This is a genomic window from Apolloniradiicaulis salifontis, assembly GCF_053756655.1.
On record NZ_CM132387.1, the window covers coordinates 3,076,568 to 3,096,301 of the forward strand.

General features: G+C 65.3%; 20 protein-coding genes. 12 read left to right on the forward strand and 8 right to left on the reverse strand.

From position 1 onward, the window contains the following. Positions 1-69 precede the first annotated feature (69 nt). The gene (locus ACWCOP_RS14655; protein WP_478249057.1) at positions 70-1,236 is read left to right on the forward strand and encodes a phospholipase D-like domain-containing protein; all 1,167 of its coding nucleotides are present in this window, start codon (positions 70-72) and stop codon (positions 1,234-1,236) included. Between the two features lie 94 nt (positions 1,237-1,330). Here the strand turns inward: ACWCOP_RS14655 and rho are convergent, their stop codons facing one another. From rho to hemE, 4 genes are all read right to left on the reverse strand, one after another. Next, positions 1,331-2,587, reverse strand: a complete 1,257-nt coding sequence (gene rho, locus ACWCOP_RS14660; protein ID WP_478250697.1) for a transcription termination factor Rho — start codon at positions 2,585-2,587, stop codon at positions 1,331-1,333. Between the two features lie 357 nt (positions 2,588-2,944). Next, complete coding sequence (gene hemJ / locus ACWCOP_RS14665) at positions 2,945-3,400, reverse strand: protoporphyrinogen oxidase HemJ (RefSeq protein WP_478249058.1); 456 nt, start codon at positions 3,398-3,400, stop codon at positions 2,945-2,947. Further along, positions 3,397-4,467 carry a ferrochelatase gene (gene hemH / locus ACWCOP_RS14670; RefSeq protein ID WP_478249059.1) on the reverse strand — a complete coding sequence of 357 codons (1,071 nt, stop codon included), beginning with the start codon at positions 4,465-4,467 and terminating at the stop codon, positions 3,397-3,399. Before hemH ends, hemJ begins: the two co-directional genes overlap by 4 nt. Positions 4,468-4,481: 14 nt before the next feature. Beyond that, positions 4,482-5,510, reverse strand: coding sequence for a uroporphyrinogen decarboxylase (hemE, locus tag ACWCOP_RS14675; RefSeq protein WP_478249060.1), 1,029 nt, complete (start codon positions 5,508-5,510; stop codon positions 4,482-4,484). Positions 5,511-6,016: 506 nt separating this feature from the next. Here hemE and ACWCOP_RS14680 point away from each other — a divergent pair. Genes ACWCOP_RS14680 through dnaQ form a run of 5 tightly spaced genes read left to right on the forward strand, consistent with a single transcriptional unit; the run spans position 6,017 to position 9,597 of the window. Beyond that, the gene (locus tag ACWCOP_RS14680) at positions 6,017-6,856 is read left to right on the forward strand and encodes a pyruvate, water dikinase regulatory protein (RefSeq protein ID WP_478249062.1); all 840 of its coding nucleotides are present in this window, start codon (positions 6,017-6,019) and stop codon (positions 6,854-6,856) included. Further along, the gene (locus ACWCOP_RS14685) at positions 6,853-7,437 is read left to right on the forward strand and encodes a Maf family protein (RefSeq protein ID WP_478249064.1); all 585 of its coding nucleotides are present in this window, start codon (positions 6,853-6,855) and stop codon (positions 7,435-7,437) included. The genes ACWCOP_RS14680 and ACWCOP_RS14685 overlap by 4 nt, the downstream gene beginning before the upstream one ends. After that, positions 7,434-8,291: a shikimate dehydrogenase family protein gene (locus ACWCOP_RS14690; RefSeq protein WP_478249066.1), complete on the forward strand. Its 858-nt coding sequence runs from the start codon at positions 7,434-7,436 to the stop codon at positions 8,289-8,291. The genes ACWCOP_RS14685 and ACWCOP_RS14690 overlap by 4 nt, the downstream gene beginning before the upstream one ends. Beyond that, the gene (gene coaE, locus ACWCOP_RS14695; RefSeq protein WP_478249068.1) at positions 8,288-8,884 is read left to right on the forward strand and encodes a dephospho-CoA kinase; all 597 of its coding nucleotides are present in this window, start codon (positions 8,288-8,290) and stop codon (positions 8,882-8,884) included. The genes ACWCOP_RS14690 and coaE overlap by 4 nt, the downstream gene beginning before the upstream one ends. After that, positions 8,881-9,597 carry a DNA polymerase III subunit epsilon gene (gene dnaQ / locus ACWCOP_RS14700; RefSeq protein ID WP_478249069.1) on the forward strand — a complete coding sequence of 239 codons (717 nt, stop codon included), beginning with the start codon at positions 8,881-8,883 and terminating at the stop codon, positions 9,595-9,597. Before coaE ends, dnaQ begins: the two co-directional genes overlap by 4 nt. Before the next feature lie 14 nt (positions 9,598-9,611). Here dnaQ and secB read toward each other — a convergent pair whose 3' ends face one another. Next, entirely contained in the window at positions 9,612-10,136 is a 525-nt protein-coding gene (gene secB, locus ACWCOP_RS14705; RefSeq protein WP_478249071.1) for a protein-export chaperone SecB, read from the reverse strand. 184 nt (positions 10,137-10,320) lie between these two features. Here secB and ACWCOP_RS14710 point away from each other — a divergent pair, with 184 nt between their 5' ends. The 5 genes from ACWCOP_RS14710 (at position 10,321) to ACWCOP_RS14730 (ending at position 15,472) form a co-directional block, all read left to right on the forward strand. Further along, the gene (locus ACWCOP_RS14710; protein ID WP_478249072.1) at positions 10,321-10,977 is read left to right on the forward strand and encodes a Tim44/TimA family putative adaptor protein; all 657 of its coding nucleotides are present in this window, start codon (positions 10,321-10,323) and stop codon (positions 10,975-10,977) included. After that, positions 10,925-12,214, forward strand: a complete 1,290-nt coding sequence (mltA, locus tag ACWCOP_RS14715; RefSeq protein ID WP_478249073.1) for a murein transglycosylase A — start codon at positions 10,925-10,927, stop codon at positions 12,212-12,214. The genes ACWCOP_RS14710 and mltA overlap by 53 nt, the downstream gene beginning before the upstream one ends. A 3-nt stretch (positions 12,215-12,217) precedes the next feature. Continuing rightward, positions 12,218-12,802 carry a Smr/MutS family protein gene (locus ACWCOP_RS14720; protein ID WP_478249074.1) on the forward strand — a complete coding sequence of 195 codons (585 nt, stop codon included), beginning with the start codon at positions 12,218-12,220 and terminating at the stop codon, positions 12,800-12,802. A gap of 498 nt (positions 12,803-13,300) precedes the next feature. Continuing rightward, positions 13,301-14,674, forward strand: coding sequence for an ammonium transporter family protein (locus tag ACWCOP_RS14725; protein ID WP_478249075.1), 1,374 nt, complete (start codon positions 13,301-13,303; stop codon positions 14,672-14,674). Between the two features lie 90 nt (positions 14,675-14,764). Then, positions 14,765-15,472, forward strand: a complete 708-nt coding sequence (locus ACWCOP_RS14730) for a TorF family putative porin (RefSeq protein WP_478249077.1) — start codon at positions 14,765-14,767, stop codon at positions 15,470-15,472. A gap of 75 nt (positions 15,473-15,547) precedes the next feature. Here the strand turns inward: ACWCOP_RS14730 and hslU are convergent, their stop codons facing one another. Continuing rightward, positions 15,548-16,852, reverse strand: coding sequence for an ATP-dependent protease ATPase subunit HslU (gene hslU, locus ACWCOP_RS14735; protein WP_478249078.1), 1,305 nt, complete (start codon positions 16,850-16,852; stop codon positions 15,548-15,550). A gap of 97 nt (positions 16,853-16,949) precedes the next feature. On the opposite strand from hslU, the gene ACWCOP_RS14740 reads away from it, so the two are divergent. Then, a complete protein-coding gene (locus ACWCOP_RS14740; RefSeq protein ID WP_478249080.1) occupies positions 16,950-17,384 on the forward strand; it encodes a VOC family protein in 435 nt (144 codons plus the stop codon). Between the two features lie 90 nt (positions 17,385-17,474). Here the strand turns inward: ACWCOP_RS14740 and rpsP are convergent, their stop codons facing one another. After that, on the reverse strand, positions 17,475-17,981 hold the full coding sequence (gene rpsP / locus ACWCOP_RS14745) for a 30S ribosomal protein S16 (RefSeq protein WP_478249082.1): 507 nt from the start codon (positions 17,979-17,981) through the stop codon (positions 17,475-17,477). A gap of 31 nt (positions 17,982-18,012) precedes the next feature. After that, complete coding sequence (gene ffh, locus ACWCOP_RS14750) at positions 18,013-19,560, reverse strand: signal recognition particle protein (RefSeq protein ID WP_478249083.1); 1,548 nt, start codon at positions 19,558-19,560, stop codon at positions 18,013-18,015. Positions 19,561-19,734: the final 174 nt, after the last annotated feature.

Consider the following 19,734-nt stretch of genomic DNA (forward strand, 5'->3'; position numbering starts at 1 on the left):
ATTCAATTTTGATTTGCATCCGCCTGCCTGTTTCACTCAAGCTGACGTGCAAGGACAGTGGAGGCGAGCATGGCGTCATTCGCAGGCGGACGCATCCGGATTTTCTGCGGGCCGCCCATCTGCGGCGGTCCGGACGATCTTCTTGAAGCCATTGTCGATTTCATCGACGGCGCCCGCGACACCCTGGCCATTGCGGTGCAGGAGCTCGAATCGCGGCCCATCGCCCGCGCGATCGTCCGGGCCCGGAGCCGCGGCGTGCGGGTGCGCATGGTGCTGGAACAGGATTACCTGCGGGCCGGGAAGCCGGCCGCCGACCCGTTCGATCTCAACGAAGCGGTGGAGGACGAGGAAAACCGCATGCTCGTCGCGGCGCTTCTGCGCGCCGGCATCGATGTGCGCGCCGACTACAACCCCCACATTTTCCACCAGAAATTCATCGTCCGCGATCCCGGCGAGCGGACCCGCGGCGTTCTCACCGGGTCCACGAACTTCACCTGGACCGGGGTGGGCGTCACCGAAGAGGGCCCGGCGCGCAAGGGCAATCTGAACCATATCGTCATCGTGGAGGACGGCTGGCTCGCGCGCGAATTCCTCGCCGAGTTTGAGGAGATGTGGGACGGCACCTTCGGACCGGCCCGCGACCGCCACGATCCGTCGCCGCGCAATTGCTCGGTGGGCGGGGTCCAGGTGCGCGCGATCTTCGCGCCCGATCACACGCCCGAGCTGGAGATCATGAAGCAGATCCTCAAAGCCCGTGACCGGATCGACTTCGCCATCTTCACCTTCGCCCAATCATCGGGTGTCGACGACGCCTTCATCCGCGCCGCCGACGCCGGGGTGAAGCTCACCGGCGTGTTCGATCGCGGTCAGGGGAACCAGAAATGGGCGGCGACACGGCTCATCGCCGAGGCCGGAGCCGCGGCTCCGCCGGAGCGCCGGCCCCGTGCCTTCATGATCAAGGCCAATCGCGACATCGATCCGCCGAACAACCATGTGGGCAAGCTGCACCACAAGCTGATGACCCTGGACGATACGGTCGTGATCGCCGGCAGCTTCAATTACACCGACCCGGCCAACCGGCTGAACGACGAGAATCTGCTGATCATCGGCGATTTCTACGCCACAGATCCCGCCGTGATCGACGAGCAGCAGAGGATCGCGATGTATTTCCGCAGCGAGATCGACCGCATCATCACGCAGTTGAGCGAGCCCGTCCTGGCGGCCGCACCGGGCTGAAACCGGCAGGGGCGGGACGGATGAGACAGAGCGCAAACAAAAAAGCCGGCCCCCTTAGGGAGCCGGCTTTTCCATGGGCGCGTAAAAGCGCCGTCTACGTATTCATGGAGTCGAAGAATTCGGAGTTGGCCTTGGTTTCCTTGAGTTTGCCCAGCAGGAACTCGATCGCGTCCTGGGTGCCCATGGGATTGAGGATCCGGCGCAGGACATAGGTCTTCTGCAGATCCACGCGCGGAACCAGAAGTTCTTCTTTGCGGGTGCCGGACTTGAGGATGTCGATGGCCGGGAAGACGCGCTTGTCGGCGACCTTTCGGTCCAGCACGATTTCACTGTTACCGGTGCCCTTGAATTCCTCGAAGATCACCTCGTCCATGCGCGACCCCGTGTCGATCAGCGCGGTGGCGATGATGGTCAGCGAGCCGCCCTCCTCGATATTGCGGGCGGCGCCGAAGAAGCGCTTGGGGCGCTGCAGGGCGTTGGCGTCCACACCCCCGGTGAGCACCTTGCCGGAGCTCGGCACGACCGTGTTGTAGGCCCGGCCCAGGCGCGTGATGGAGTCCAGAAGGATCACCACGTCGCGCTTGTGCTCCACCAGGCGCTTGGCCTTCTCGATCACCATTTCAGCCACCTGAACGTGGCGCGTCGCCGGCTCGTCGAAGGTGGAGGCGACGACCTCGCCCTTCACCGTGCGCTGCATGTCGGTGACTTCCTCCGGGCGCTCGTCGATGAGCAGCACCATGAGATAGCTGTCGGGGTGATTCACCTCGATGGCGTGGGCGATATTCTGCATCAGCACCGTCTTGCCGGTGCGGGGCGGCGCAACAATGAGCGCGCGCTGACCCTTGCCCAGCGGCGCCACGATGTCGATCACACGGCCCGAGCGATCCTTCTTGGTGGGATCGGGCAGCTCCATATGGAAACGATCGTCAGGATAGAGCGGCGTGAGATTGTCGAAGTGCACCTTGTGGCGCACCTGATCGGGGCTCTCGAAATTGATCGAGCTGACCTTGAGAAGCGCGAAATACCGCTCGCTGTCATTGGGGGACCGGATCTCGCCTTCCACCGTATCGCCGGTGCGAAGGCCCAGCTTGCGGATCTGGTTGGGCGAGACATAGATGTCGTCAGGACCAGGCAGATAATTGGATTCCGGCGCGCGCAGGAACCCGAACCCGTCCTGCAGCACTTCCAGCGTTCCGCCGCCATAAATCTCCGCGCCCTCGTCGGCAAGCGCTTTCAGGATTGCGAACATCATGCCCTGCTTTCGCAGAGAGGCCGCGTTTTCAATATCCAGCTCCTCCGCGAGCTGAACCAGCTCGGCAGGGCTTTTCTCTTTGAGTTCCTGAAGCGACATGCGCTGATCGATCCGGGCGCCGGTGCGCGGGCCCTCGTCACCGTCGTCCTGAGTGTCGTCGGAGTCGTACTGATCGTCGTTCATATAGGTATCAACCACGCGTGGGTGTCCGATTAACTGGCCGCCTCGCCCACCAGAGACCGGCGCCCGATGAACGGCGCCGGCCCGGCCGGGCCATGCGGGGCCGCGCCGCTGTCTGAAGACTTTACGGGCGGCTATGGGTTGTGTGGGACGTCCGGCAGCCTGTCCGGCCGCAAAGGGGCCGAAGGTCAAACCGGGCGTGAAAGGAAGGGATCCGTTCAGGACTTGACCAAATCCGTGACACAGCCGGGTTCACGCGTCAAGTCGCGCGCGAGGCTAGAACGGCTTCACGATGGCCAGAAGCACGATCACGATAACCGCGATGGCGGGCGCTTCATTGATCAGGCGCCAGAACTTTTCCGTGCGCGGCCGACCGCCGCCGGCGAATTTTTTGGCGCTGGCGGCGTAAAAGCCGTGAATACCGGACAAAGCCAGCACCAGGAGCAGTTTCACGTGAAACCAGCCTTGGGAAAACAGGCTCGGATTGGCCACGATCATCACGATGGCGAACACCCAAACCGCGATCAGCGCCGGGTTCAGGATGATGCGAAGAAGATTGCGTTCCTGGGTCAGAAGCGCGGTTTCCAGCTCGCCGCCGGCGCTCGCCTGGTGATGATACACGAACAGGCGGGGCAGATAGAGCATGCCCGCCATCCAGAAGATCACCGCAATGATGTGCAGCGCCTTGATGGTGAGGTAGCCGTAGGAACCGGGAGTGAGAAACTCGATCATGCCGCTTTGTCGCTCGCCTCGGCGGCCATGACAAGCCCGGCCTCACGGCAGGGGCAACGGCCAAACTCGGCCGGACAGATCAGCGCGCCGTTCGGCGGTTTGAGCCCGGCGTCGCCGGCGAGCGCGTCCAGCGTCAACGTCTTCAGACCAGAGATGAAATCAGGCTGCGTTCCAAGCGCCGGCACCCGGTCATAGCCGCGCGCGCCCCATTCCTCGGCGAGCTCGCCATACTCCTCGTCCAGCTCCACCAGCGTCTCGATATGTTCGGAGACAAAGGCGATGGGCGAAAGAATGATGTGCTTGTCTTCCTCACAGGCGCGCTCGATGGCGTCTTCGGTGGCCGGGCCGATCCATTTCAGCGGACCGACGCGCGACTGATAGCAGATTTCATGGGTTTTCAACGGCTCGGGCAGGCGCTTCACCACCGCGGCCACGGTCTGCTCCACCTGCCACTGATAGCTGTCGCCCTTGGCCACGGTGATCTCGGGCAGCCCGTGGGCGGAAAACAGCACGCGAGGGTTTTCCGGCCGTCCGGCCTTGATCCAGGTCTCTTCCACCAGCTTGGCGTGGGCGGTGATGAAATCGCGCTGCGTGGGATAGCAGCAGATTTTACGCGCCTCCGGTCCGCCGGCGTCTTTCCAGGCCTTCAGCGAGCTCGCCGTCGTCGTGGTGGAAAACTGCGGATAGAGCGGCAGCAGCACCACCTCGTCGGGCGCCCACGCCTTCACCTCGGCTACGGCCTCCTTCACGAAGGGATGCCAGTAGCGCATGGCCAGAAAGCAACGAAACTCGTCGCCCGGCGAGGCGTCTTTGAGCGCCGCGGTCAAGGCGTCGGCCTGTTTGAGCGTTTCCGGGACCAGAGGCGAACCTCCGCCCATCTTCTCGTAGTTTTCCGTGGCCCCTTTTGCGCGGGTGGTGGAGATCAGCCAGGCGAGAAATTCACGCACCGGCGCCGGGGCGGCGATGATCGCCGGATCGCGGAACAGGTTGCGCAGAAACGGCCGCACGCTGTCCGGCTTGTCCGGTCCGCCCAGATTGAACAGCACCACCGCAACGCGCCGCGCCATGATCTTCCCTTCCCTCAAGCGCCGCGAATCCGGCGCAGAAGCTGCGCCACGTTTTCCGGCGGGGTATTGAGATGAATCCCGTGACCCAGATTGAAGACATAGGGCCGACCCCCCCATGTGGAAAGCAGACGGTCCACCTCGGCGTCAAGCACCGCCCCGCCCGCGCGCAGCACCGCCGGGTCAAGCTGGCCTTGAAGCGGCAGGTCCTTGGGGAAGGCCTCCATGGCCCAGCCTGTGTCCACGCCGTGATCCAGAGCCAGCGCCGTGACGCCTGTCTTCTGCGCATAGCGCACCGCCTGCGGCCCGGCGCCGCGGGGAAAGCCGATGACCGGCGCAGTTACGCCCAGCTCACGCAGGCGCGCTACGATTTTGCGGGTGGGCTCGATCACCACCCGGTCAAACAGCGGATCTGGAAGCCCGTCAGCCCAGGAATCAAACACTTTGAGCGCATCGGCGCCGGCGGCGGCCTGATCGGCGAGATAGAGCGCGCTGGATTCCACAAGGATGTCCATCAGCGCATCAAAACGCTCAGGGTCCGACCAGGCCAGCGCGCGGGTTTCAAACCGGTCCTTCGAACCGCCCCCCTCGATCATGTAGGTGGCCACCGTCCAGGGCGAGCCGCAGAACCCGATCAGCGCGGTTTCGTCGGGAAGGTCCGCCTTTACCCGGGCGAGGGTCTCGCTCACCGGCTTCAGGACTTCACGGGCGCGATCCACATCGAGCGAATCCTGCATGGCGCGCGTCAGCGGGGTGAGCTTGGGGCCCTCGCCCTTTTCAAACCAGGTCTTCTGGCCAAGCCCGTAGGGAATGAGCAGAATGTCGGCGAATACGATGGCCGCGTCGAACCCGTAGCGCCGGATCGGCTGCAGGGTCACTTCGGCGGCCGCTTCCGGGTTCAGACAGAAATTGATGAAATCGGGCTGCTTGGCCCTGACCTCACGATATTCGGGCAGATAGCGCCCTGCCTGGCGCATCAGCCAGACCGGCGGCGGGGTCAGGGTTTCGCCGGCGAGCGCGGCGAGGAAGGGTTTGTTGGAACGCATGATGGTCCTTCCGACATGTCTTGTTCAGCCCGGTGGCGAGCTTTGGTCCTGGCGAGTTACGCACACCCGCTTTCCAGCCTCTTAGCCGTCTTTTCATTCAATAAAAAGGAAGGGGTATGGAGTAGAGGGCCGGTTTGCGGGGAAAACCACGCCCCGTCCACAGCGGCGCCGGATTCCCACAGCCTGTTGGAAGCGGTTGTCCGCCGGGTTTCAGGCGTGTGGAAAGTCCATGATTAACTCTTTATTTACTATAATTAATCGAGCGTTAACGGGGGATCGCCGGGACTGGAAAGCGCAACTAGGCGCATTCACGTGACCGGTTTTGAACAGCGCTCGGTTATGCACACCGCGTTCAGCAATGAACCGGGGACATCCGGGCGCCGCCGGGCGCCGCTGAGCGATATCATCCTCAAAGTGCGCCGCCGCCGTGGACGACGTGGACAAATCGGGCGTTTATTCACAGGCTGAGCGACCCCGAACCGGGCCCGAAGGACCGCACCCGCCCCATGTCCGATACACATTCGGCCGCCATTCATTTCCACGTTCACATGATCTCGGACTCCACCGGCGAGACGCTGATGCAGGTGATGCACGCCTCGGTGGCCCAGTTCGAGCAGGTGGTTCCCATCGAGCACCTGTTCGCTCTTGTACGCTCGCCGCGCCAGATGGAGCGGGCGCTGGCGCATATCGAGGATTATCCCGGCATCGTCATGTACACGCTGGTCAACGAGGAGCTGCGCCGCCAGCTGGAAGATTGCTGCGCGCGCCTGAACATGCCGGCCATCGCGGTGCTTGATCCGATCCAGGCGACGTTGTCGGGCTATCTCGGCGCCTCGATCCGCGGCAAGGCCGGCGCGCAGCGTGTCCTGGACGCAGATTACTACCGGCGCATCGAGGCGATGAATTATTCGATGGCCCATGATGACGGGGCCGGAGACGATTACGCCAGCGCCGATGTGATCCTTCTGGGGATTTCGCGCACGTCCAAGACGCCCACAAGCATTTATCTCGGCCATCGCGGCATTCGCACGGCGAATATTCCCATCGTGCCGGGCGCCGTGATCCCGGAAGTGATCTTCACTCTGAAAAAGCCGCTCATCGTGGGACTGACGGCCACGCCTGAACGCATCGTCCAGATCCGGCGCAACCGGCTCTTGAACCTCAATGAAGAGCGCGACACCGGCTATGTGGAGGAGGACGCCGTGCGTGAGGAGGTCGTGTTCGCCAAGCGGCTGTTCGCCCGGCATGGCTGGCCCAGTATAGAGGTGACGCGGCGATCCATCGAGGAAACCGCAGCCAAGATCATCAACCTGCTGAACGAACATCGGACCAGACGCTCACCATGACTGATATCGTGCTCGCCTCCGGCTCGGCGTCCCGCCGGGCTCTCTTGAATAACGCCGGCGTGTCCTTCCTGGTCGATCCGGCCGATGTGGACGAGTCCGCCCTGAAAGCCGCGTTCGACGGCGATCCCGGTGATCTGGCGCTTCACCTGGCCGAGGCCAAGGCGCTGGCCGTGTCGAAGCGACGTCAGGGCCTGGTGATCGGGGCCGATCAGGTGCTGGAATTCGACGGCAAGACTTTTGACAAGGCGAAGGACGCCGATGAGGCGCGCAAGCGCCTGGCGATGCTGCGCGGCCGGACCCACTGGCTCAAGGGCGCCGTCGCCTTTGCTGAAGACGGCGAGATCGTCTGGCGCCACAAAAGCGCGTGCCGCATGGTGATGCGCCAGGTCACGGACGAATTTCTGGATGATTACATGGCGCGCGCCGGCGACATCCTCACCAAGGGCGTGGGCGCCTACGCGTTTGAAGGCCTGGGCGCGCAGCTTTTCGAGCATGTGGAGGGCGGCTTCTTCGCGGTGCTGGGCCTCGATCTTCTGCCGGTTCTGGCTGAACTGCGCCGCCGGGGCGCGCTCGCCAAATGAGCCGCGAGGCGCCGGACCACCAACCCATCGATCGTGAGGCGCCGTTCGCCGCGGTCGCCGGTTGGCCCGCCGCCCATTCGCTTTCGCCGGCCATGATGGCCTGCTGGCTGTCGGCTTCAGGGCGCGAGGGCCGCTATGGCGTTCTGGAGATTCCGCCTGAGCGGTTCGCCCGCGCCGTCCATGCTGCGCGCGCCATGGGGATGGCCGGGCTCAATGTCACGCTGCCCCACAAGACCGCGGCGCTCATCCTGGCCGATGAGGTGAGCGACGCGGCGCGCCGTGTCGGCGCGGCCAATCTGCTGACCTTTCAGGGCGATGGGCGCATCCGCGCCGACAATACCGACATTGTGGGAGTCGCCGCCGCCCTGAGCGAAGACGCGGGCGCCGGGCCGGCCGTGCTGATCGGCGCGGGCGGGGCGGCGCGCGCGGCGCTGTTTCACCTTGCAGGGCAAAGCCGCGAGATCCGCATCGTGAACCGCACCCGCGCCGCCGCCGCGCGCCTGGCTGCGGAATTCGGGCTTGAGGCGTCGGTATATGAGACGCCTGAGCCTCGCGCGCTTAACGGCGCGGCGCTGGTGATCAACGCCACCTCTCTGGGCATGGCGGGCAAGCCGGCGCTTGCGCCGGACTTTACGTCTTGCGCGCCGGATGCGCTGGCCTTCGACATGGTCTATACGCCGCTTCAGACGCCGTTCCTTGCGGCCGCGCGCCTGGCCGGGCTGAAGACGGCGGACGGACTATCCATGCTGATCGGTCAGGCCCGGCCAAGCTTTGAGGCCTTCTTCGGCGCGCCCCCGCCTGAAGGCTGCGGCGTGCGCGCCCTGCTTGAAGCCCGTCTGGAGGCGCGGCGATGATCGTCATTGGCCTCACCGGCTCCATCGGCATGGGCAAATCCACCACCGCGGCCCTGTTCGCCGAGGAAGGCGCGGCGGTGTTTGACGCCGACGCGGCGGTGGCCGCGCTTTACGGTCCCGGCGGAGAGGCGAGCGCCCTGATCGCAGAGGCCTTTCCCGGATGCGCCAGCCTGGAGCATGGCGTTGACCGCGCCGCGCTGTCGGCGGCCCTCCAGGCGGATCCTTCCGGCTTTGCGCGCCTTGAAGCCATGGTGCATCCGCTTGTGGGCGCCGCGCGCCAGGCGTTTTTTGACGGCGCACGCGCTGAAGGCCGTGGAATCGTGGTGCTGGACGTCCCGCTTCTGCTTGAAACGGGTCAGGCTGACACGGTGGACGCAGTGGTGGTCGTCAGCGCCCCGGAATCTGTGCAAAAGCAGCGCGTCCTGCAGCGGCCGGGGATGAGCGAAGCCAAGCTTGAGGCCATAATGGCCCGGCAAATTCCTGATTCGGACAAGCGCGCCCAGGCTCACTACGTCATCGACACCTCCAAAGGGCTCGAGACCGCCCGCGCCCAGGTCCGGGACGTCATAGCCGCCCTGAAAGGTCCGTCATGAGCGGTCGCCAGATCATTTTCGACACCGAGACCACCGGCTTCAATCACGATATCGACGACCGGATCACCGAGCTCGGCTGCGTGGAGGTGATCGACTTCATCCCCACCGGCAAGGAGCTGCGCATCCTCGTCAACCCTGAGCGCGACATCCCCGCCGAGGTCACCAAACTCACCGGGCACACCTGGGAGGCGCTCAAAGACAAGCCGAAATTCGCCGAAGTGGCGGATGAGTTCCTGGAGTTTGTCGGCGAATCCGAGCTGGTGGCGCACAATGCCGGGTTTGATATGAGCTTCATCAATATGGAGCTGAAACGCTGCAAGCGCGCCGCCATCGAGCCCGCGCGCTTCATCGACACCGCCGCCATGGCGCGGCGCAAGTTTCCCGGCGCTCCGGCGAGCCTGGACGCGCTGTGCAAGCGCTTCGACATCTCGCTGGACAGCCGCACCAAGCACGGCGCGCTTATCGACGCCTATCTTCTGGCCGAGGTTTATCTCGAGCTCAATGGCGGGCGCGAGCAGGGTCTGGGCTTCATCTCCGGCGGCGGCGACAGCCAGAGCGTGGTGTACAAGCCGCGGCCCGCCCGTCCCGCCGCGCTGAAAAGCCGGGTCACCGACGAAGAACGGGCCGCCCACGCCGCCCTGGTCGGCGAAATGGACGGCCCGCTCTGGTCGTCTCTGGGTCTCTTGACGCTCAAGGCGTCGGGCGAGGCCTGACGGGCCGGCGCCGCCTAGGCGTTACCCACCGGCTGCCCGCCTTCGCCGCCGTTAGAGCCGTCACCACCACCTGCGGCGCCGTCGCGCTGGGCCAGCTGTCGGCGATACAGAGCGGCGAAATCCACCGGCTCCAGCATCAGCGGCGGGAAGCCGCCATCGCGCGTGGCGTCGGCCAGGATGCGGCGCGCGAACGGGAAGATGATGCGCGGGCATTCGATCAGCAGGAAGGGCTCGCGGGCCTGATCGTCCAGGTTCTGGATCTGGAACAGGCCGGCATAGCTAAGCTCGGTGATGAACATCGCCTTGTCGTCGCGGCCGGCCTTGGCCGACATCAACAGCTCGACCTCGTACATGTCGTCGCCGAGACCGCGCGCGCGCACGTCCACCGAAAGATCGATCTGCGGCTGGGCGCCCTGGCGCAGGGAGTCCGGCGCGTTGGGGTTTTCGAAGGACAGATCCTTCACATACTGGCCCATCACGCGGATGGACGGCACTTGAGGCTGGTCGCCGCCCTGCGGCGGAACGGGCGCATCGGTCATGATGTGATCTCTGAACTGGGACGCGGGGCGCGAAGGTGCGCGCCGAACGCCGATGTTTCATGTGGGTGGGCGCGGTTAGCATGGGACCGGCTGAGCGGCAAGCGCGCCCATGGGTGACGGCGCGCCGTACAGCGCCTATATCTGACCCCACACGACGCAAGACCTGAAGGGCCGCGCGACCACCATGGATATTCTGCAGATCCTCTTCTTCGCCGGACTCGCGGTGTTTCTGGCCGTGCGGCTCTACTCCGCGCTGGGAAAACCCCAGGGCCGCACCCATGAAGAGCACATGCGCGAAGAGCGCGAGCGCGCCGCCGCTCAGGGCGCTCCGTCTCAGCCGGGTCCGGTCCCGATCTCCGACGATGCGCAGCCGCGCCCGGCCTTCTCCGGCCCGGCGGCTGAAGGCCTCGCCGAAATCGCAGCCGCCGACCGCAGCTTTGATCCAGACGGCTTCGCCGGCGGCGCCCGCCAGGCCTATGAAATGATCGTGACCGCCTACGCAAAGGGCGACCGCGATGCGCTGGAGCCGCTCCTCACTGAACGGGTGAAGGCGGCCTATGACAGCGCCATCACCCAGCGCGAGGAAGCCGGTCACACCGTGACCACCGAGATCGAGCGGGTGAAGCGGGCGGAGATTGTTGAAGCTTCTCTTAACGATAATCGGGCCAAGGTGCGCGTGGCCTTCAGCGCCGAGATCGCCAGCGAGACCCGCGACCGTGACGGTGAACTGGTTTCCGGCGATCTGAACCAGCTGAAAACGGTCGACGAGATCTGGAGCTTCGAGCGCGATGTCACTTCCGGCAACCCGAACTGGCGTCTCGCCTCGGTCAAACCGGCTTAAGCCGCTCGCAGGGCTCGCAGCCTGCCTCACACTCCTGCTCGCCGCTTGCGCCGGGACTCCCGGGGCCCCCGGTCCCGGCCCGGCGCCGGCGGGCCGCACGGACGACGCCGCGCCAAGGCCCGCGCCGGCGCCGTCACCGGCGGCGCAGCGCCCCCATATCGAGCCGTCGCGCTTTGAAAGCCTCGACGGCTGGCTGCAGATTGATCCGCGCCCGGCGCTCAGCGCTTTCGTCAACAGCTGCCGGCGCATCGAGGCGCGTCCCGACCACGAGCCCATGAATGCGCGCGCGCCCTATGCCGGCACGGCCGGCGACTGGCGCGGCGCCTGCCTGCAGGCGGCGATGCTGGACGGGCCGCAGCTGACTGAAGCCTCAGCGCGCAGCTTTTTCGAGCGCAATTTCACGCCGGTCCGGGTGCGCGAGCAGGGCCGTCTCACTGGCTATTACGAGCCCTATGTGGAGGTGCGCAGCCAGCCCGATCTTGAATTCTCCATGGCGATCCGCGCAAGGCCGGGCGATCTTCTCACCTCCGATCTCGGACAATTCATCGCCGGGCTGGAAGGTCAGCGCATTGTGGGCCGCGCGCAGGATCAGACCTTCACGCCCTATCTGCCCCGCGCCGAGATCGAGCGTGAGAATCTGGGCGTGCCGCTTGCCTGGGGCCGGCCCATCGACGTCTTCTTCCTGCAGATCCAGGGATCCGGGCGTTTGCTGTTTCCCGGCGGCGCGGAAGCCAGGGCGCGCTTTTCCGCCCATAACGGGCTGGATTATGTCTCCATCGGCCGCATCCTCATCGCCCGAGGCGAGCTGGAGGCCCACAACGCTTCCAAGCAAGACATCGAGGCGTGGCTTCGCGCGCGCGGCCCGCTTGCGTGGCGGCCCCTGTTTGACGAAAACCCTCGCTATGTCTTCTTCTCGCTGGACACCGACATCAATCCCCATGAGGGTCCTATCGGAAGCCAGGGCGCGGCGCTTACGCCCATGGCCTCGATCGCCGTGGACCCGGCCCACCACGCCTGGGGCGTGCCGATCTTTGTCGAGGCGGCCATCCATGGCGAGCCGGACTGGCGCGGCCTTGTGGTCGCCCAGGACGCCGGCGGCGCCATTCAGGGCCCGGCGCGCGGCGATCTGTTCTTCGGCTGGGGCCATGAGGCGGGCGAGCGCGCCGGCCGGCAGAATGATCCCCGCGCAAGCTGGACCCTGCTTCTGCCTCGCCACCTGGCGCGCCGCGTGCGGTGAGCCATGAGCCGGCGGTCCCCCTCCCGCCCGCTGAGCCCGGAGGAGCGCGATCTGTGGCGGCGCGTGGCCAAGGCGGTGAACCCGCTGGACGCCGCGCGCGCCAAGCGGCTGGACGACATCGCGCCGCCGTCTTCCGATCCGCGTCCGAAACCCGCTGATTCTCCGCTGAAAACCGGCCCTATCAACCGCCTGGCCCGGCGCGAGCCGGAGCGGGTGAAGATCCCGGCGGATCGCTCCACCGAAAAGAAGGTCCGCCGCGGCCATCTGGAGGTGGAGGCGCGCATCGATCTGCACGGCCTCACCAGCGCCCGGGCGCGCAGCGATCTTCTGGGGTTTCTGCGGCGCGCCCAAGGTAACGGGATGCGGCAGGTTCTGGTGATCACCGGCAAAGGCGCCGGCGCGCGCGCCCAGGATCAGCGACGATTCGAGCCCTGGGCGTCGGACGCCCCGCCGCTTCCGGGCGTCTTGCGGCGTTCCTTCACCCAGTGGATGACCGATCCCGCCTTCGCGCCCCTGGTCTCCGGCTATGCGCAGGCCCATCGCCGCCATGGCGGATCCGGCGCGTTTTACGTAATGGTCCGGCTGTGACGATCCGGAGTGCTCGCCGGTTTCTTACCAAAAAAGCGCGAAAATCTAGCGCCTTGGACCCATGCGACAGCGTGTCGCAGCCCGCGCCGAAATCGGACGCGCATGGCGCGGCTTAGCGCCGATTTTGCTCAGTACACCGAGCAAGAAATCCGGGCTCGCGATTGCAATAGGGCTTGTTAGCGAGCGCAGCAAAAATCAGGCTCGTCGACGGCCTAACGGCTGAAACCCAACTTTTCGGCGGCTTGCGAGCCGCCGAATTTTTAGGTGTTGCTTGAAATCCTCTACCCTCGCCGATCATCAAAGAATCTTGTTGCGGCGCAGCAGAAACTTTGTCAGCCTTCATGTGTGAGACCACGATACAGCGGTCCGCGAAGGTTTCAGCTCCCGGCTATTGAGCCCGTCTTCGGCGGTGAGCGGCGTATGGCGCCGACCCCGATGAAGACGATCGACAGTTCGAAAGCGTCGGCGACACGCCGCGCACGAACGAGGGGGAGAGATATGAAACCAGTTTTGCACAATCCGAATATTGTCCGGGGCGCGTTTGGCGCAGTGATCGCCGCTGCGGCCATGGCCGGCCTTGGCGCGGCGCCGGCCGCCGCCCAGGTGGCCGAAGAGACGGCCTTCGTCTTCAACACGCTGCTCTTCCTGATCGGCGGGTTTCTCGTCATGCTCATGGCGGCGGGCTTCTCCATGCTGGAGGCGGGCCTTGTCCGCTCCAAGCACGCCGCAACCATCTGCCTGAAAAATATCGGGCTCTACTCCATCGCCGGGCTGATGTTCTACGCTGTGGGGTATAACCTCATGTACATGAATGTCGACGTCACCGGCTGGTTCGGCACGCCGGTCCCCTGGTCGCCGTCGGAGCTCGCCTCTGACGAAACCATCGACCTGTCGACCGGATATTCGGCCGCGTCTGACTGGTTCTTCCAGATGGTGTTCGTGGCCACCGCAGCCTCCATCGTGTCGGGCGCCGTGGCCGAGCGGGTCAAGATCGGGCCCTTCTTCATCTTCGTCGCCGTGCTCACCGCGGTGATCTACCCCATCCAGGGCAGCTGGGAGTGGGGCGCGGGCTGGCTTGATTCCCAGTTCGGCTTCTCCGACTTCGCCGGATCGACGCTGGTGCACTCCACCGGCGGGTGGGCGGCGCTGGCCGGGATCATCCTTCTGGGCGCGCGCAGCGGGCGGTTCGTGAACGGCAAGCCGGTGGTGATGCACGGCTCCAGCCTGCCGCTGGCCACGCTGGGCGTGTTCATCCTGTGGTTTGGATGGTTCGGCTTCAACGGCGCCTCCCAGCTGGCTCTGGGCTCTGCCGCGGACGCGGTGGCGGTGTCGCAGATCTTCGCCAACACCAATATGGCCGCCGCCGCCGGCGTCATCGTGGCGTACCTGCTGTCCATGGTGATCAACAAGGGCAAGCCCAATCTGGTGGTGGCCCTGAACGGCGCCCTGGCCGGGCTGGTCTCCATCACCGCCGAACCCCTGACGCCGTCGATCTTTGAAGCGATCCTCATCGGCTCGGCCGGCGCCGTGATCGCCACCTTCGGCACGGTGCTGCTGGAGAAGATCCGTCTGGACGACGTGGTGGGCGCGATCCCGGTCCATTTGTTCGCCGGAATCTGGGGCACCATGGCTGTTCCCCTGACCAATTCGGACGCCACCTTCTTCGGCCAGGCGGTGGGCGTCCTGTCCATCGGGGCGTTCGTCTTCGCGGCGAGCTTCGTGGTCTGGCTTGTGCTCAAGATCGTCATGGGCATCCGGCTGGATCCTGAATCCGAAGCCGCGGGCGGTGATCTCAGCGAGCTGGGACACCCCGCCTATCCCGAATTCGTGCCCGAGACCGGGGGCGGCAAAAGCTCGGCCCCGGCCAGCTGACCACCGGCCGGCGCGGACGCTCTTCGCGGGGAGAGCGTCCGCACCGAGCCAGGGTTTTCACCTGATATACAACCCATAATGGAGACTATCATGAAAAATGTGCTCAAAATCGCTCTTTGTGCGAATTTCGCGGCTCTCGTCTATACGCCGGTCATGGCGCACGCCCAGACGCCCACCGTCGAAGGCAATGTCGCCGTGGTCAGTGATTACCGCTTCCGCGGGGTGTCCCTGAGCGATCAGTCCATCGCTCTGCAGGGCGGTCTGGATCTGGGCTGGGAGAGCGGCTTCTATGTCGGTCTGTGGGGCTCCAGCATCGAGCCCGTGGGCTCGTCGGAGCTGGAGCTTGACCTCTACGCCGGCTATGGCGGCGAGACCGCCTCGGGGCTCGGCTATGACGTGGGCGCTCTGGTCTACACCTATCCCGACCAGAGCGACGCCCATTACCTTGAGCTCTACGGCTCCCTGTCACAGACCTTCGGTGTGGTGGCCAACACGGTTGGCGTCGCCTGGGCGCCGGAGCAGGACAATATCGGCGGCGACGATAATCTGTATCTCTACTATGCCGGTGAAACCGCCATCACGGGCGTCGAGGGTCTCTCCCTCGGCTTCGGCTTCGGATACGAGACCGGCGCCTTCGGCGATCTGGACGGGGACGGCGACGACAAATGGGACTGGACGGTGGGCCTGACCTACGCCAGCAGCATCGGGCTTGATTTCGGCGTCGCCTATATCGACACCACCGAAGACACCAACATTTCCGAGGAGCAGATCGTGTTCTCCATCGGGCGCCCCTTCTAGGCCTTCAGGTAGGGGCTGAAACCGAAACGGGGGCCGCGCACGCCGCGGCCCCCGTCCTGTTGAAACCTGGCCCGCCTAAAGAATGAATTTCGACAGATCGGCGTTCTTCGCCAGGCTCTCCACCTTGTCCTTCACATAGGCCGCGTCGATCACGAGGCTCTCGCCCTCGCGATCCGAGGCGGTATAGCTCACCTCCTCCACCACGCGCTCCATGATGGTCTGTAGGCGCCGCGCGCCGATATTCTCCACGCTGGCGTTCACTTCGGCCGCGAAATCAGCCACCGCGTCGATGGCGCTGTCGTCAAACTTCAGATCAAAGCCTTCGGTCTTCATCAGCGCTTCGTACTGGGTGACGAGACTGGCTTCCGGCTCGGTCAGGATCGCCCGGAAATCATCGCGGGTGAGCGCCTGCAGCTCCACCCGGATGGGCAGACGGCCCTGCAGCTCGGGCAGAAGGTCGCTGGGCTTGTTCACGTGGAACGCGCCCGACGCGATGAACAACACATGGTCGGTCTTCACCGGGCCGTACTTGGTGGCCACCACCGCGCCTTCGATGAGCGGCAACAGATCGCGCTGAACGCCCTCGCGGCTGACATCGGCGCCGCGCGCATCGGCGCGCGCGCACACCTTGTCGATCTCATCAAGGAAGACGATGCCTTCTTCCTGGGCCAGCGTCACCGCGTCGGCCTGGATCTGACTTTCGTCCAGAAGCTTGTCGGCCTCCTCGGCGATCAACGGCTCATAGGCGGCCTTCACGCTGGTGCGCAGCGTCTTGGTCTTGCCGCCCATCCCCTTGCCCAGAAGATCGGAGAGATTGATCATCCCGACGCCGCCCGGCATGCCGGGAATATCCAGCCCGCCCAGCGGCGAGGAGTCATCGGCGACCTGGATCTCGATCTCCTTGTCGTCCAGCTCGCCGTTCAGCAGCTTCTTGCGGAAACTTTCCCGGGTGGACGGTCCCGCGCCGGGGCCCACCAGGGCGTCCAGCACGCGGCTTTCAGCCGCCGCGTGGGCCTTGGCCTTCACGTCCTCACGCTTTTTCTCGCGCACGATTCCCAGCGCCACCTCAACAAGGTCGCGGGCGATCTGGTCCACGTCGCGGCCCACATAGCCGACTTCTGTGAACTTGGTGGCCTCCACTTTCAGGAAAGGCGCGCCGGCGAGCTTCGCCAGCCGGCGGCTGATCTCGGTCTTGCCGACGCCGGTGGGGCCGATCATCAGAATGTTCTTCGGCGTCACTTCCTCGCGCAGGCCTTCCGGCAGGCGCTTGCGCCGCCAGCGGTTTCGAAGCGCGATCGCCACCGCCTTCTTCGCGTCCTTCTGGCCGATGATATAGCGGTCCAGCTCGTGGACGATTTCGCGCGGGGAAAAGTCTGTCATGAAAAAATCTCGTTGATTTGATCGGGCTCTTTGGCGTCCATGTAGGGATAAAACGCCCCACCACCAAAGCCCGCGCCTGAAAAAACGGAGCCAGACGATGAGCGACAGGCCAGCAGACCGCCCCCGATTCCACCTCGCCTTCCCTGTCGACGACCTGGAGGCGGCCCGCCGGTTCTATGGCGAGCTGCTGGGCTGCGCCACGGGCCGCGAGAGCGAGCACTGGATCGATTTTGATTTCCACGGCCACCAGATCGTCGCCCACTACAGCCCTGAGGACTGCGCCGCGGCCAACGCCGCCGCAGTGGACGGCAAGGCGGTGCCGGTGCGCCATTTCGGCTTGCTTCTGGGCTATGAGCAGTTCGATCGCCTGGCCGAACGGTTCAAGCGGGCCGGCACGCGCTTTCTCATCGATCCTTACTTGCGCTTTGAGGGCCAGCCGGGCGAGCAGAAGACCATGTTCGTGAAGGATCCCGCCGGCAACGCGCTGGAGTTCAAGGCGTTCAAGGACGATTCCCAGGTCTTCGCCACTTGAGGGGCCAAGCCGCTTCGAACGCCTGACGCCCAAACAAAAACGCCGCCGGGCTGAACCCGGCGGCGTTGTTCTGCGCGACGATAGAAAAGCCTATTCGGGCTTGTCTTCGCCTTCGGCCGGGGCTTCGGCTCCGGCTTCGGCGGCCGGAGCGTCAGCGGCGGCGTCCTCGGCCGGGGCTTCTTCCGCGGCCGGCTCTTCAGCCGGGGCGTTCTTGGCTTCTTCTGCGGCCGCCTTGGCGTCGGCTTCAGCCTGCTTGCGGGCTTCTTCCTTCTCGAGGCGCTCGGCGGCGCGCTCCTTGGCTTTCTCGCCCGGCTCGCCCTTTTTCGGGTTGTTGCCGTGCGCCCATTCATAGACGCCGGCGTCCTTCAGAAAGCGCGCGACGCGCTCGGTGGGCTGGGCGCCCTTCTTGATCCACTCGGCGGCCTTCTCGGCGTCCACCGCGATGCGGTTTTCGTCGGTCTTGGCCAGCATGGGATTGTAGTGACCGATCTTCTCGATGAAGCGGCCATCGCGCGGCATGCGCTCATCGGCGACGACGATGCGGTAGTAGGGACGCTTTTTCGCGCCGCCACGGGCGAGACGGATTTTAACAGCCATGGTGTGTGTCCTTGAGATGAAACTGAACTGATTATTTCTTCGGTTTGCTTGCAGGCAGGCCCGGCAATCCGCCGCCGCCCGAACTTCCGCCCTGGCCGCCAAGGCCGGGAAGGCCGGGAAGGGAGGAACCACCGGAAGCGCGACCGGGCGCCTGTCCTTTGAGAAGATCGCCGGCGGCCTGGTCGAAGCCTGGGGGCATTGCGCCGCCCATACCGCCCATTGCGCCGCCGCCAGGCATTCCAGGCATGCCGGGGAATCCCCCTTTGCCGCCCTTCTTGCCCATCTTCTTCATCATGTCCGCCATCTGGCGGTGCATCTTGAGCAGCTTGTTGAGGTCGGGCACCTCGACGCCGGCGCCCTTGGCGATCCGGCGCTTGCGCGAGGCTTTTAAAAGATCCGGCTTGGCGCGTTCTTCGCGCGTCATGGAGAGGATCATCGCCTCTTGCCGCTTGAGCATTTTATCGTCCATGCCGGCGGCGGCCATTTGCTGCTTGGCCGCTTTGTTCATGCCGGGCAGGAAGCCCATGATCGACCCCAGCCCGCCCATCTTCTGCAGCTGGCGAAGCTGGTCGGCCATGTCTTCCAGGTCGAACTTGCCCTTGGCCATCTTCTTGGCGAGGCGTTCGGCCTTCTCCTGATCCACGTCCTCGGCGGCGCGCTCCACCAGGGAGACGATGTCGCCGCGGCCCAGGATGCGGCCCGCCAGGCGCCGGGCGTCGAACACGTCGAGCCCGTCGACCTTTTCCGACACGCCGAGAAACTTGATCGGCAGGCCGGTGACCCAGCGCATGGACAGCGCCGCGCCGCCCCGGCTGTCGCCGTCCATGCGCGTCAGGATCAGGCCGGTGAGTTTCAGGCGCTCATGGAACCGGCGCGCGGTCTCCACCGCGTCCTGGCCGGTGAGCGCGTCGGCCACCAGCAGGATTTCGCGCGGCCGCGAGACCTCGGCGATCTTGGCCGCCTCGCCCATCATCTCTTCATCGATGGAGGTGCGCCCCGCGGTGTCCAGGATCACCACGTCATAACCCTGAAGCCGGCCCGCGCTCATGGCGCGCCTGGCGATCTCCACCGCCGACTGGCCCTTCACGATGGGCAGGCAGGCGACGCCGGCTTTTTCGGCCATCTGCGCCAGCTGCTCCATGGCGGCCGGGCGGCGCGTATCGAGGGAGGCGACCAGCACCTTCTTCTTTTCGCGTTCGGAAATGCGCTTGGCGAGCTTGGCGGTGGTGGTGGTCTTGCCCGAGCCCTGCAAGCCGGCCATGAGGATCGCCACCGGCGGCTCGCCGGCCAGCGCCAGACCGTCCGGCTCACCCTCGCCGCCCAGCAAGCTGACCAGCTCGTCGTGGACGATCTTGATCACCTGCTGGCCGGGGCTGACCGAGCGGATCACGTCCTCGCCCACGGCTTTCACGCGGACCTTGGCGACGAAGTCCTTCACCGCAGGCAGCGCGACATCAGCTTCCAGAAGCGCCACGCGAATCTCGCGCAGAGCCGCATCCACATCCTTCTCGCTGAGCGCGCCGCGCCCGGTGAGGGTGTCGAATACGCCTGTGAGCCGTTCGCTGAGTGCGTCGAACATCCGCGCTAAGTCCAATCCGCTATCGCCGTCTCACGCCTGTCGCAATATCGCGCCGGGCATGAGCTTACAGACACGCCGATCCCGCCCCGCTGAACGCAACGCGTCGAGCGAGGGACCTCGCCGGCCTCCGGGCGTTCACCCCCTCAGGTCCGAGGGGCGCCGTGTGCCGGAAAG

Bases quoted from the DNA above. Each gene is read 5' to 3' on its own strand.
- ACWCOP_RS14655 (WP_478249057.1), top strand. From the start codon at position 70: ATGGCGTCATTCGCAGGCGGACGCATCCGGATTTTCTGCGGGCCGCCC.
- rho (WP_478250697.1), bottom strand. From the start codon at position 2,587: ATGTCGCTTCAGGAACTCAAAGAGAAAAGCCCTGCCGAGCTGGTTCAG.
- hemJ (WP_478249058.1), bottom strand. From the start codon at position 3,400: ATGATCGAGTTTCTCACTCCCGGTTCCTACGGCTACCTCACCATCAAG.
- hemH (WP_478249059.1), bottom strand. From the start codon at position 4,467: ATGGCGCGGCGCGTTGCGGTGGTGCTGTTCAATCTGGGCGGACCGGAC.
- hemE (WP_478249060.1), bottom strand. From the start codon at position 5,510: ATGCGTTCCAACAAACCCTTCCTCGCCGCGCTCGCCGGCGAAACCCTG.
- ACWCOP_RS14680 (WP_478249062.1), top strand. From the start codon at position 6,017: ATGTCCGATACACATTCGGCCGCCATTCATTTCCACGTTCACATGATC.
- ACWCOP_RS14685 (WP_478249064.1), top strand. From the start codon at position 6,853: ATGACTGATATCGTGCTCGCCTCCGGCTCGGCGTCCCGCCGGGCTCTC.
- ACWCOP_RS14690 (WP_478249066.1), top strand. From the start codon at position 7,434: ATGAGCCGCGAGGCGCCGGACCACCAACCCATCGATCGTGAGGCGCCG.
- coaE (WP_478249068.1), top strand. From the start codon at position 8,288: ATGATCGTCATTGGCCTCACCGGCTCCATCGGCATGGGCAAATCCACC.
- dnaQ (WP_478249069.1), top strand. From the start codon at position 8,881: ATGAGCGGTCGCCAGATCATTTTCGACACCGAGACCACCGGCTTCAAT.
- secB (WP_478249071.1), bottom strand. From the start codon at position 10,136: ATGACCGATGCGCCCGTTCCGCCGCAGGGCGGCGACCAGCCTCAAGTG.
- ACWCOP_RS14710 (WP_478249072.1), top strand. From the start codon at position 10,321: ATGGATATTCTGCAGATCCTCTTCTTCGCCGGACTCGCGGTGTTTCTG.
- mltA (WP_478249073.1), top strand. From the start codon at position 10,925: ATGTCACTTCCGGCAACCCGAACTGGCGTCTCGCCTCGGTCAAACCGG.
- ACWCOP_RS14720 (WP_478249074.1), top strand. From the start codon at position 12,218: ATGAGCCGGCGGTCCCCCTCCCGCCCGCTGAGCCCGGAGGAGCGCGAT.
- ACWCOP_RS14725 (WP_478249075.1), top strand. From the start codon at position 13,301: ATGAAACCAGTTTTGCACAATCCGAATATTGTCCGGGGCGCGTTTGGC.
- ACWCOP_RS14730 (WP_478249077.1), top strand. From the start codon at position 14,765: ATGAAAAATGTGCTCAAAATCGCTCTTTGTGCGAATTTCGCGGCTCTC.
- hslU (WP_478249078.1), bottom strand. From the start codon at position 16,852: ATGACAGACTTTTCCCCGCGCGAAATCGTCCACGAGCTGGACCGCTAT.
- ACWCOP_RS14740 (WP_478249080.1), top strand. From the start codon at position 16,950: ATGAGCGACAGGCCAGCAGACCGCCCCCGATTCCACCTCGCCTTCCCT.
- rpsP (WP_478249082.1), bottom strand. From the start codon at position 17,981: ATGGCTGTTAAAATCCGTCTCGCCCGTGGCGGCGCGAAAAAGCGTCCC.
- ffh (WP_478249083.1), bottom strand. From the start codon at position 19,560: ATGTTCGACGCACTCAGCGAACGGCTCACAGGCGTATTCGACACCCTC.